Raw genomic sequence first — 12,708 nt, 5'->3', positions numbered from 1 at the left:
GGGTCAGCACATCGCATGATGACATCACTTACCTCAGATACAGCACCGAATGCGAATCAACTGCCGCCACTGAGACCGGAGCTGACCTTGCACCCCGGCCCGACTCATCGTGATGGCAGTCCCAGCTGGACACTTGAAGACCCACTGAAAGGTCAATTTTTTCGGCTCGGCTGGCTGGAAATGCAACTACTGAGCCACTGGTCAGCGGGCAGTATCACAACACTCGTCAAACAGTTAAAACAACAACTTTCGCTCGCCATAACCCCACAAGAAGTGGCCGACTTTATTAAATTCTTACGCCACCACCAATTATTAAAAGCCAGTGATACCCAAGCTCAAGAGCAACTCACAGAGCAGCGCCGCCAACACCAACAGGCCCATCAACAACACTGGTTTAAGTGGCTTTTAAAACATTATTTATTTTTACGAATTCCGCTTTTTCAGCCTGATCGTTGGTTGAGCCGGACACAGCCTTGGGTGCGCTTATTTTATACACGAACCTGGGCATTCATGACGCTATTCGCTGGGCTGACAGGGCTCATTTTAGCCGCCCGCCAGTGGGAAAGTTTTACCCATACGTTTTTATATTTTTTCTCTTTGCCAGGGGCTTTTATCGCGGGTCTGACACTCATACTGGTCAAACTGGCTCACGAATTAGGCCATGCCTATACCTGTAAACGCTATGGGGGTTATGTCGCCACCATGGGCATCGCGTTTCTCGTGCTCTGGCCGGTACTCTATACCGATACATCCAGTGCCTGGCGCTTAGCTCACCGGCATCAGCGCCTAGCCATTGGGGCGGCAGGCATGCTGACAGAACTGATGATTGCGGCTTGGGCCACACTGGCTTGGAGCTTTCTCCCTGATGGTTTATGGCGCAGCGCCGCGTTTATGCTGGCCACGACCACCTGGATCCTCACGTTAGCCATCAATCTCAGCCCTTTCATGCGTTTTGATGGTTATTTTTTACTGTCTGACCTGATCAATGTGCCAAACCTTCAGCAACGCGCCTTTCAACTGGCCCGCTGGCGGCTCCGTGAAGCGTTGTTTGGTTGGCAAGCCGAACCTCCTGAGCACTTTGCACCAGGGCTACAGCGCCTATTACTGGGCTATGCGTTTGGCACCTGGATCTACCGTTTCTTTCTGTTTTTGGGGATCGCATTACTGGTCTATCACTTCGCCTTTAAACTCCTCGGCATTGCTTTATTTGCGATTGAAATTGGGTACTTCCTGCTACTGCCCATCGCAAAAGAGTGCCGACACTGGTACCAACAACGGCAACAAATCACGATGAACCGTCATACCTTTTTGACCGGTAGCCTGCTGCTATTATGTCTACTTGGATTACTGATCCCCTGGCGCACACAGATTCATGCCCCAGCGGTTCTAGAAGCCGCTCAGGCCTACCCGCTTTATGCCCCCACTAATGCCCGTATCGCAAACCTTGCGCTATCGCCCGGCCAAATCGTCCAGGCGGGGCAGCCATTAGTTCAATTTCAAGATCCTGCATTAGATCATGAGCACCAACGCTTACACCGACGTGTCGAAACCTTACGGTGGCAAAGTCGTTTTCAGCGGATGAACCCTGATACGGCGACACAACTGCCCATCGTATTAGAAGAGTTAGCGGTCGCGTTAACCCACCTCGCCTCACGCCAACAACAGCAGCAAGCACTGACATTACGCGCCCCCATTAGCGGCCAAGTTGTCGATGTCCAACAACCTTTGGCAGAAGGCGACTGGTTACCTGCAGGACACTGGTTGGGCACAGTGATCACACCCGATCAAGCCCACCTTGAAGCCTTTGTAGGCGAACGAGATCTGGCGCGCTTGCAGCCTGGAGACCAGGCCACTTTCTATCCAGAACAATGGGAGCAACCGCCCTTGAGCATGGCACTGAACCAAATTGAATCCAGCCCGGTGAGCCACCTTAAACGCCTTCCCGAATTGGCATCGCCTTTCGGTGGGCCTATCGCCGCCCGTCTCGACCAGCAACAACAAGCGATTCCAGAACAAGCTTTATACCGGCTCCATTTAACCCCAACTCAGCCCCTCAAAGCCCCCAAGCAACGATACCGAGGGACGCTGGTCATCGATGGTCAGCCACAAAGCCTAATTGTGCGTATTTGGCAATCAGTGGCCGCCGTATTGATCCGAGAAACCAGCTTTTAATCGCAGCGAGATAATGCCCAGGTTAAGCATTCTTAATGCTTCTCAGATTGAGGCAAATGAGCCAGCCACTCATGATATTGCCTATCATTATCAATCATGAGAATCACCATGAATGCTTCAAACCATCACGTAACCGACCTTCAGCACATGGCCAAAGAGCCAGCAGACCCCTCTTTGGCTTTTGCCGCACAATTGAAGGCTTCTACACGTTCAGAACACGAAGGTGTTGACCATCATGTTATGGCTGCTGAACCATTTAGTAGCTTACGCCATTACGAGAAGTTTCTGCGCTTGCAGCATCGCTTTCACGGCATCATTCACGAGCTTTATCACCATGACACCTTGAATCAATGGTTACCGGGCTTGAATGAGCTGCCTCGACTGGAGAAGGTCGAAGCCGACCTGGACGCTTTAGATCTGGCGATTCCTGCACGTCCAACACCATTAAAAGACCTGCACCCCGAAACCGCACTGGGCTGGTTATATTGCAGTGAGGGATCCAACCTAGGGGCAGCCTTTCTATTTAAAGAAACCCAGAAAATGGGGCTGACTGAAACTCATGGGGCAAGTCATTTAGCCGCTCATCCTGAAGGTCGAGGTCTGCACTGGCGCCAGTTTGTCGCTCAAATGAATGCCCTGCCACTCTCATCTGCACAACAAACCGCAGGTATCTCAGGTGCTCGTCAGGCGTTCGCTTTCTATCGCCAAGCCTTAAATGAGATTTTCCAACCCATTGAGGCCGCATAATCAATTAATCTTATGCAACGGCCAATCTCTTATAAACGACTGATCTCACAACGAACAGAGCTCACAACGAACAGGCCTCATTGACTACGCAGCCGTTTGGCTGCGTTCATCTTTCGGATATTAATTAGACGTTTCAGGTCGGCGCCACACCCAGATTGCACCGAGAGCCATGCCGACCAAGGCACACGCCAATAACCACAGTGGCGGCTGATGTAGCCATAAAATGATCGCACCAGCACTCATACTCAGCGTCATCATCCACTTGGTACGACGCGTCACAATCCCACCTTGATGCCAGTTGTATAACATCGGGCCGAAAAGACGGTGCTGATACAGCCAACGCTGTAATCTCGGAGAACTTCGGCTTGCGGCCCAGGCCGATAACAAAACGAACTCAGTAGCAGGAAGCCCAGGAAGAATGACACCCAGTAGCGCAACGCCCAAACTGAGATAAGCCAAACATTGATAGGCACGGCGTTTCCAACCTGAGGCCATTAATGCAGAATTGGCGTCCCAAACCATTGCGCCCGGATTATCTCGAGTTTTGATATCATCAGGCGCCATCTCGCTCGTCATCCTCCTTCACTAGCGCTTCGTTCAAAGTATCATCGAGTTCAATCCGCTGATGAGCCATTCGTTGAATCGAGATACTCTGCATTAATTTACTGTTTAATAACCCTGTCAGTAGATTCAAATCATCACTTTGACGACAGAGCTGAACGACTAACAAAGACACCTGGTGCCGCTGATCTTCATCACCATTACTGTTATCACCATCACCCCCGATATTGGCCTCCTCCGGTAGCGAAGCCGTATAAAGACCGCCATCGCCACCATAACGGGGACAAAGCTCAGTCGTATTCCCCAGGGATAATGGATACCAAACTAACTCACGATCTAACTGCACACGGCTGATGACCACTTCATACGACCGATCATCAGGTAATAAATGGGCGAGAAGTGCATCGATCCCCGGTGCGGTCCAAGTTGATTGCTGAGTCAGTACTGATGCCAAGGTATTGGCCACTTGCTCCTGCTCGGCCCGTGCATGGCTGACGCGAAACAAATCCGTGCCAGCAAATGCCAGGAACAGTAGCAGCGGCATCAAAAGTGCAAATTCGACAACAGCACTCCCCCGCTGACAATGTTGCAATTGAAAGCGCCGGAATCGCCACCACTTCATATTAATCTTCATCAGACTCAGGCAATTCACTGGTCAGATTCCCCAAGACCTGTCGAAACTGGTACTGGAATGTATTGCCCAGGCCAAATAACTCGGGCAAAGGCGTCATAAAACGGGCCTTGATATCAGCCGTGACGGTTAATACTGGGGGTAATAACGGATCCCGCTGGCCCGCTTCGGCCTCATCATCAGATGACGCCTCATCCGATGATGCATCAGGCTCGGTGTCGTCAGACCCCATGCGCGCTAAAGAGTCAAAGCTCAGCACATCAATTTTAAGCGCATCGTCAGTCAACAACCCATAGCCGTAATCCAGCATCCGCGTGCGAATGACATCCCGAAGCACGCTGTCGCCCTGCTCGTAAAAAGCGATGTCATAGCGAAAACTTTGCAACGACCTTTCCAAAGCGGTGCCACCAATACTGATCATCAGACCCACACGTGCCAGCTCAAATAGCATCATGATGCCAAAGATCAAAATCGGAAAGATCAGCGCGGTTTCAACGGCAGTCACCCCCGCTTGATGACGCGTGAAGCTTAAGCGCCACAATCGGCTTCTCATGGCTGATCCTTCAATGGCAATGGTTGTTGGCTGGCTAATAGCAACTCATGCGCCACCGAGGCCCCCCCAGCGATACGTGAAGCCGTCACTTCAAAACGATCCATGATACGGCTGACATAATCCGCTTTAAGTCGCTCCGCCAGTAACTGCCGAGCCTGTTCAGGCTGCTGATTCAGCACATAGGCCAACGCCAGGTTCAATCGTAATGCCACCCCTCCATGCTGGCTGGCGGGTTGTAACACGTTAATGGCCTGCTTAATGTCACCCGCGACGAGGTGAGCGAGCGCAAGATTATTCAATGCGGGAGTAAACCCCGGATCTAACTGCAGCGCCCGAGAAAAATCCGCCTGGGCTTGCGGGTTTTGGCCTTGCAGGTTATAGACAACCCCGCGACCATTCAGCGCCTGTACATTATCGGGCGAAACCTTGAGCGCACAGCGCATGTCATGAGCCGCCGCATTGACCTGACCAAGTGCTAGATGCGCTTGCCCTTGCCCCAGACATAACGCCAGTTGCACTTTATCTGCACGCGGTTCAGGCAATACCTTGGCCGCACGCGCATAAAGCTGTAAGGCATCCTGCGGAGGACGCACACGACTGGCCAATGTCGCAAACTCCAGCAAATATTGACCCGCCAGCTCACCCCGTTGGTCCATACGCGCATACACTTCATAGGCCGCTTGTAAACGACCATTGTCACGCAAGACATGCGCCAGATTCAGCGCCTCTTCTGCCCGATTTTCAGGGGTGACCGCTTGAGGCGCATCGGGTTGTCTTGCCGCAGCGCTACAGCCACTTAACACCATCACCAGCAATAGCAGCCCAAGCCAGGCTTTAACCGCAGAGGTCATCACCGCAGAGACCACCTTCATCACATGGAGAGCGGTATATGTCATACACCAGTGCCAACTCAGTAACATCATGTGCTCTCTTGCTCACTTATCGATTTCGATTTCAGTGTCATCGCATGGCATGGCGCCATGACCCAGACTCCTCACAACACTCACCCATCACTGCCCCAGAATACGAATAATCCGCACCATCGCAGGCGCCCCCATCATGGCGACAATAGGCGGTAAAATCAGCGTCATCAGTGGCACACTCAGTTGGGCAGGGAGCTTGCCAGCACGCTCTTCCAAACGCAGCACCAACGATTTACGACTCTCATCAGAGATCGTGCGCAACGCTTGTGCCAGCGGAGTGCCATAACGCTCAGCCTGGATCAAGGTTGCCACCATGCTTTCAATACCACTAACGCCGGTGCGTTCAGCGAGATTAAGCAAAGCTCGGGGCCGGTCATTCAGCACTTGGAGCTCGGCAAAGGTATAACGAAGTTCACCGGCAATTTCAGGCGCTGAGAGTGTCATCTCCCGAGACACCACCTGAAGCACTCGTCCCAGCGGCAAGCCGGCTTCGGCACAGATCACCATCAAGTCCAACGCATCCGGCAAAGCCTGAGCCAAACGGCCCCCACGACGATTACTCTGCCACTTGAGCAACAGCTCAGGCAGCATCGTGCCAATAAACAGTGAAATTAAGGCCGCAACCAAGCCACTCAGCCCCCAGCGCGAATCACTATCAAGCAGCCCACCACAGACAAACAGCATCAACAGGCCGCCACTGAACCACTTGATACTTTGTAAGAGCCCCAGCGCATAACCCTGATGAAAACCCGCCATAGACAGCAGACGCTGCATTTTCTCTCGGTCGCCCTCGGTACCGGCCAAACGGTCACCCAACTGAATGAGCGGATTCAACCAGCGAGCCTGAGCCGATGACAAAGCAAACCCTTGCGCTTTGAGCACACTGTCACGCGTCTGTGGATCCTGTTGCGCTTGGGGCACCATCTGTAAACGTTCATTCAGCCCGACATGACGCTGACGTAGGTGAAGCGCAATCAACACCAACCCACTACCGGCCATCAGGCAGGCTAAAGCAGCGGCCGCAACGATCGTCATGACCCCCTCCTCATGAAACCCTCCGGACCATACGTTGAGTAATCAAAAGCCCTAGCAACACGCTACCAAAAGCATAAAACAACACTTTATTGCCCGTCGGATCACTCAATAGGAAATGAAAATCCTGAGGTGAACTGAAATACATATAAGCCAACGCCAGTGGGACTAAAGAGGCCACAATTTTGGAGGATGCGCGCGCTTCAGATGTTTTTGATTGAACCTTTAATGCCAACTCCGCACGTTCACGCAAGGTGGCAGACAAACGCTCCAAGGTTTCCCCTAAACGCCCACCGGCCTCCTGGTTAATGATGATAATCACCGCAAAAAACCGATATTCGGGTAACGGCACGCGTCTAGCAGAATCCTGAATGGCTTGCTTTAGCGGCATCCCCAGCTGCATCCAGCTGTCAATCAAGGTAAATTCGCGCGCTAAAGCGCCTGGAATATTCTGCGCGACCATCGCAAATGCATTCGTCGCGGGTACGCCCGCCCGCGCGGCACGGGTAATCGCATCAATCGCCTCAGGCAAAGCGGCTTTAAGCGCACTGAGATACTGATTCAGCGCATGCCGATACATGAGCTGAAACAGCCCCCACCAAAGGGTCAGTGTCAGCCCCAGACTGGCCATCCAAGGCCATGGCGTCTGATGGCCCAGGCCTGCACCCGCCAGCACACTGATCAACCCGAGAATCATCAAACGTTGACGCAATCCGGCCTGCCAACCAATCAGCCCCAGGTTCAACCAAAGCCGAGTCATCATCGGTCCGATCCAAGGCCAATGACTCACCGGCAAAGTATCCAGATCGCGCAGAATTCCGACGGCATCGGTCGACGACACACCGGTAGGCGCCCAATGCTGCTTCAACAGATCTAAACGTGCTTGAATAGCTTCATCCTGGCGCTTTTTCCCTTTCAAACTACGCCAGGTCATCGCCATCAGGATGACGCCGACAAAAACCAGCAACGTCAACAGATCAAGTAAAGCCGTCACGCAGCACCTCCCTGAAACAAGTGCGCATGAGCGTGATAGAAATCCGGACGTTGACCACTGGATTCAAAATGCCCCATCAAGCGGCCATCGCTCTGAGTGCCCGTCACTTGATAGCGGAAGAGCTCCTGAGTCTGAATCACATCATTTTCCATCCCACATACTTCGGTGATGGACACAATACGACGAGTGCCATCCCGCATGCGTTCAATCTGGATGATCAGGTTCACCGCACTGGCAATCTGACGGCGAATGGCTTCCAGTGGCAAGGGCATATCCGCCATCATCACCATATTTTCCATTCGCATAATGGCATCGCGCGGCGTATTGGCATGCACCGTACAAAGGGAGCCATCATGGCCGGTATTCATCGCTTGCAACATATCGAAGCATTCACCCCCTCGGACCTCACCCAGAATGATCCGATCCGGCCGCATACGCAGAGCATTGCGTACCAGATCTCGCTGATCGACTTTACCGGTCCCTTCAGCGCTGACCGGGCGGGTCTCCAAACGCACCACATGGGGCTGCTGTAACTGCAATTCGGCAGCATCTTCAATGGTCAAAATACGATCACGATTACTGATCTGCCGAGATAATGCATTCAACAATGTTGTTTTACCGGCCCCGGTACCCCCAGAAACCACCACATTTAAACGGGCCATCATCGCGCGACCCAGGACCTCAGCCATTTCCGCTGAAATCGCATCGCGCTCAACCAGATTCTGCAATGAGATATCTCGACGCATAAACTTACGAATCGAGATGCTAGTGCCATCAATCGCCAAGGGGTAGGTCACCACGTTGACACGACTACCATCAGTCAAGCGGGCATCCACCATCGGGTGGCTTTCATCAATGCGGCGCCCGACCCCTGCCGCAATCCGCTGTGCGGTATTAAACACATGCTCTTCATCAACGAAGGTCACATGGCTCAACTCAAGTTTGCCAAAACGCTCGACAAACACCTGACCATGACCATTCACCAAAATATCGTTGATACTGTCATCGTGAAGCAAAGGCTCTAGAGGCCCCAACCCCACCATTTCATGCAGCATTTCTTCAGCAATGCTGCCCTCTTCCTGGCGCGATAACTGGAGGCGCTGGTCATCACAGAAACTCCGAATCAAACCCTCGATCTGAACACGAAGCGCCTCCGGCGCCATGGTCGCTGCTTTACGAGGATCCACTTGATCGTACAGATAACCTCGAATCATCCGACGATGCTGATGCCCGAGATCAGTCGAGGTGTTTGAACGCTTGCTGCCAGATCCACGCGACTGACGCCGACTGGCCGATGATGTCGACGTCACACCAGAAGACGTGTGATCAACGACTGGCGCAGACGATGCGACCGTTGCTGTTTCATCCGGAGGTGCTGAATGCAAAGAATCCGTAGATGAAGTCTCTGCTACCTGAGACGCCCTTTTTGATGACGACAATGACGTCGACTCTGCAACACGCGATGGCCGATAATCTACGAGCATGACATCCCTCCTAAGCGGCCTGCCGACCCAGTTTGAGCCACTGTCGCCAACGCTGAGTCCAAGGGGTCATCACCGCTTGTTGCGATTGGGGGTTATGACCCACCGCCAAAGCTGTCAAGCGCTCTAGTGCTTGAGTCCATTCACTCTGAGGCGAGCATTCCAGAGGCCCATTTAAAAGACTTTGACTCAATACATCCCCAGCATGAGGCAGCACGACATCCAACTTGCGCTCAATAAAGGCTTCAAACTGATCACGGGCAATCACCTGAGCCGCGTCAGCATGGGCAGCATTAGCCACCAATAATAACTGCTGGCCATCACTTTCATTGCCAATGGCCTGCATCAACCGGTAGGTATTACGCGCCCCAGTCACCGTCAACTCAGTCACCAAAATGCGCATTTGGGCATGGCGCAACACATCAAGCGCGCCGTATGGGCGAGCAGCAGGAAGATCCCAGATGACTTGATTAAACATGCGACACAAGCTGGCGCCGGTCATCAAAAGGTGGTCTCGCTCGAAGGCATAATCCGGCTCGAATTCAGCCTCCTGGCCTAATAGAAATAGCCGCTCATTCACTTGATTCATCGCACGTTGCAAAAAGCGACTATCAATATGCTCACTAAAGAGTGCTGCGGCTAAACCGGCATCACCCTCCCCACCCAACAAGAGCGCCTGTGCCGCATTGACACGATCATAATCCACAACCGCACAACGCATTTTCATCTGCTCTGACAGTTGGCGCGAGAGCGCGGCAACCAAAGAACTACAACCCACGCCCCCTTGAGCGCCCGTCACGGCGATGGTTCGCCCGCTGCGCACACGGGTCTGTTGCGCCTCATAATCATCACGCGCTAAAGCACGCTTAAAAACGTCGGACAAAAGATCAAAAGCAAAAGGCTTGAGCAGATAATCAAAAGCACCATGACGCAGTAACGTCCGACATAAATTGACATCCTGCTGGCTCCCCATCACGACAATCGCACTGTCCGGGTGGCAGACCGCCGCCAGCTCCGACAAGCTTTGCAGCGGTACGGTGTCACCATCAATATCCACAATCAGCACTTGTGGAGTGGGGTGCTGCTGACACCATTGGGTTGCCGACTGAATGCCGCCACTTTTCACTTGCTCAGCGGCATGATTCAGTCGTACCAGCATCTCGGCATAATGACTGACCTCCTGACGGGACTGAACAAACAACATCAAAGACGCCGCCTGTTGTTCGTGCTCTCGAGCAGTCTCCACGTACTTTTTCTCACTCATATACGGACCTCATCTAATGCAGGTCTTACCCAAGCCGACATCAGTCATCCCCATTGAAATCGATATCCAGCAGCTTCCGGACATCATCTTCGTAATAGCGATCCACACTATTGGCCGCCGCTCGACCATCACCTCCAGCCAGAGGTTTGCCATGGAGCAGATCTTCTGGGTCGGCCACCATACGCGCTAAGTTAGCCCGATTAGCACATCCCAAAGGGCCCACACTGGCATAAGGCTTCACCATCCAGGTGTCTGTTTGCGCAATTCGACAATCAGGGACTTGCACCACTAAGGCCGAAGATAAAATGCCAAGATCGCCCGTCAGCCCTTGGTGCTGATCCGCTCGTGGCAACAATTTGATTTGATCTGTTGGCACCCCCCCACGCATCAAGCGAGCAGCCAAACGTGGGGCAATGGCTTCACCCTGTGCGGTAATCGGGCGCAGCATCAGCGTCTGATGATGTAGTCGCCCTTGTTGTTGGAGTAAACGATTCAATCGCGTCATGGAATCCGAACTCAGCGCCCCGGATTCATCGACTTCAACATAGGTGCTCAATGCCACGGGTTTAACTTCCGGCATTCTGGCCTCAGGAAAGGGGCCCAAGCGGCTCACACGCATACGATTGATTGAACTGTCACAAGCACTGATCAGTAGTATCGAGGCCAGCAGTACAACGAAACCGGCACGTCGACTCATGGTGGCTGTACGTATGAACCGAGGATGAATGGCTATGGACATCTGGCAGCTCCTCTTCAATAAACATTCGGCTTGAGACGCCCGGTTTAAAATAAATAACCCGCTGAAGCGCTTGGCGGTAAAGTCGCTGCATCCAAGGTCTCGATGCCTTGACCTGGGGTTTGGAAATCACCGGCATTGCTGGGCTCGACGACATAGGCAGTGGCAATAATGACCAGCTCCGTATCCTCCTGACGGTTGCGTTCGGTCTCAAACAACCGGCCCAAACCGGGAATATCACGGAGACCTGGCACACCTGATACTTCCTGCGCCGAACTGCTACGCAACATGCCTGCCAGGGCAAAGCTCTGGCCACTGGCCAACTCAACCGTCGTATCAGCACGACGAACTTTAAAAGCCGGGATTTGGTTGCCGCCGAAAGTGACAGCGCCATCATTGGAGAGATCACTGACTTCAGGCGCAATATGCAAACTAATGCGGTTGGGGGAGAGCAGCGTCGGCGTCATCCGCATGATCACGCCATACTGCTTGTAATCAATGGTGACGTTATTATTGGTCACGATCACAATCGGGACTTCACCACCGGCCGCGAAGCCGGCTGTTTCACCGGACATTGCCGTCAGATTGGGCTCAGCCAATACGGTGGCCAGGCCATCACTACTCAGCGCATTTAATAACCCGCCGACTGAAGCTGAACCAATAGATTTAGTCCCTCCTGCCACGATGCCGCTGGTCATCGCATCGGGAATAAAACTATTCGTCGCGCTATCAAACAGTGCAGTGCCGTTGCGGAAAAAATAGTCGCCGCCTTTCAGGGTTAGCTCCCAGTTCAATCCTAAATCGGTGCTTAAGCTGCGAGAGACTTCGACGATACGCACACTAATATTGACTTGAGCTGATAGTTCGACGTTGAGCTGATTGATAATCCGAGGGACTGAATTACCACTGCCCTGACCACCCCCCTGCCCTTGCTGCTGACCACCGCCAGAATCACCTTCGTCACCGCCGAAAAAAGCATTGATGGCCTGCATCACATGCTTCGCTTGCTGGGGCGTACGAACATGTCCACGCACAACAAGCCCATTACCCGAGGCAGGAGCAAAGCGAACTTGAGCATCGGGCACCTCACTTTCGACGGCCTGGGTCAACGCCTCAAGATCATGCTGTGCAACCACTTCAATCGCAGCCACGACTCGATCTCGCGCATCCAGCGCATAAAGCGTGGTCGTACCGGCGCCTTTCGCAAACACAAAGAGGTTACGTGGAGAAGGTAGCTGAAAATTCGCAACTTCAGGATCAGCCACTAATACGCTGGATACCGCTCGCGGCAATGTCAGCAGACGCCCCTGTTTGACCACCAGATTAAGCGTTTGCTGCTCTTCAACTTGTGTCAGTGCATGCGTACTCGGCGACGCAACGTGGCTGAGAGGCTCAGGCACATTCGCTTGAACGAGACCGACCTGAAAAAAGAAGAGTAGTGACACCAGCTGTAACGACGACAATGGCCGCAACAGTCGTAACAACAAAGGGCGCAACAATGCCTGATGGCCTGAAAATAATGAGGTCAATAAACACATCATGCTGTAAACATTCCGGTTAACCCAAGCCTGTGATGAACAGACACAGGAGGTGACTGGAGGCGCTAATGACGCC

General features: G+C 52.9%; 12 protein-coding genes. 2 read left to right on the top strand and 10 right to left on the bottom strand.

All coding sequences use genetic code 11. The features are described from left to right. The first annotated feature begins 15 nt into the window (after window positions 1–15). Window positions 16–2,172 carry an HlyD family efflux transporter periplasmic adaptor subunit gene (locus BFW38_RS00570; protein WP_218186339.1) on the top strand — a complete coding sequence of 719 codons (2,157 nt, stop codon included), beginning with the start codon at window positions 16–18 and terminating at the stop codon, window positions 2,170–2,172. A gap of 108 nt (window positions 2,173–2,280) precedes the next feature. Beyond that, complete coding sequence (locus BFW38_RS00565) at window positions 2,281–2,919, top strand: biliverdin-producing heme oxygenase (RefSeq protein WP_245686040.1); 639 nt, start codon at window positions 2,281–2,283, stop codon at window positions 2,917–2,919. Window positions 2,920–3,039: 120 nt separating this feature from the next. Here the strand turns inward: BFW38_RS00565 and BFW38_RS00560 are convergent, their stop codons facing one another. The 10 genes from BFW38_RS00560 to BFW38_RS00515 form a co-directional block, all read right to left on the bottom strand. Further along, a complete protein-coding gene (locus BFW38_RS00560; RefSeq protein WP_218186338.1) occupies window positions 3,040–3,483 on the bottom strand; it encodes a YbaN family protein in 444 nt (147 codons plus the stop codon). Beyond that, the gene (locus tag BFW38_RS00555) at window positions 3,473–4,102 is read right to left on the bottom strand and encodes a TadE/TadG family type IV pilus assembly protein (protein ID WP_068996640.1); all 630 of its coding nucleotides are present in this window, start codon (window positions 4,100–4,102) and stop codon (window positions 3,473–3,475) included. The genes BFW38_RS00560 and BFW38_RS00555 overlap by 11 nt, the downstream gene beginning before the upstream one ends. A gap of 1 nt (window position 4,103) precedes the next feature. Continuing rightward, a complete protein-coding gene (locus BFW38_RS00550; RefSeq protein WP_068996639.1) occupies window positions 4,104–4,664 on the bottom strand; it encodes a TadE/TadG family type IV pilus assembly protein in 561 nt (186 codons plus the stop codon). Then, window positions 4,661–5,587, bottom strand: coding sequence for a tetratricopeptide repeat protein (locus BFW38_RS00545; RefSeq protein ID WP_068996638.1), 927 nt, complete (start codon window positions 5,585–5,587; stop codon window positions 4,661–4,663). Before BFW38_RS00545 ends, BFW38_RS00550 begins: the two co-directional genes overlap by 4 nt. Window positions 5,588–5,674: 87 nt before the next feature. After that, the gene (locus tag BFW38_RS00540) at window positions 5,675–6,622 is read right to left on the bottom strand and encodes a type II secretion system F family protein (RefSeq protein WP_068996637.1); all 948 of its coding nucleotides are present in this window, start codon (window positions 6,620–6,622) and stop codon (window positions 5,675–5,677) included. 10 nt (window positions 6,623–6,632) lie between these two features. Then, window positions 6,633–7,613 (bottom strand): type II secretion system F family protein, encoded by a 981-nt coding sequence (locus BFW38_RS00535; RefSeq protein ID WP_218186337.1) that lies wholly within the window; start codon window positions 7,611–7,613, stop codon window positions 6,633–6,635. Next, window positions 7,610–9,097: a TadA family conjugal transfer-associated ATPase gene (locus tag BFW38_RS00530; RefSeq protein WP_084004362.1), complete on the bottom strand. Its 1,488-nt coding sequence runs from the start codon at window positions 9,095–9,097 to the stop codon at window positions 7,610–7,612. Before BFW38_RS00530 ends, BFW38_RS00535 begins: the two co-directional genes overlap by 4 nt. 10 nt (window positions 9,098–9,107) lie before the next feature. Further along, on the bottom strand, window positions 9,108–10,358 hold the full coding sequence (locus BFW38_RS00525; protein WP_068996636.1) for a CpaE/TadZ family protein: 1,251 nt from the start codon (window positions 10,356–10,358) through the stop codon (window positions 9,108–9,110). Window positions 10,359–10,398: 40 nt separating this feature from the next. After that, window positions 10,399–11,097 carry a CpaD family pilus assembly lipoprotein gene (locus BFW38_RS00520; protein WP_084004361.1) on the bottom strand — a complete coding sequence of 233 codons (699 nt, stop codon included), beginning with the start codon at window positions 11,095–11,097 and terminating at the stop codon, window positions 10,399–10,401. Window positions 11,098–11,141: 44 nt separating this feature from the next. Next, window positions 11,142–12,635: a type II and III secretion system protein family protein gene (locus BFW38_RS00515; RefSeq protein ID WP_245686039.1), complete on the bottom strand. Its 1,494-nt coding sequence runs from the start codon at window positions 12,633–12,635 to the stop codon at window positions 11,142–11,144. Window positions 12,636–12,708: the final 73 nt, after the last annotated feature.

This window comes from Terasakiispira papahanaumokuakeensis (genome assembly GCF_001709345.1).
GTDB classification, from domain to species: Bacteria; Pseudomonadota; Gammaproteobacteria; order Pseudomonadales; family Halomonadaceae; genus Terasakiispira; species Terasakiispira papahanaumokuakeensis.
This window is presented reverse-complemented; position numbering and strand designations above follow the sequence as displayed.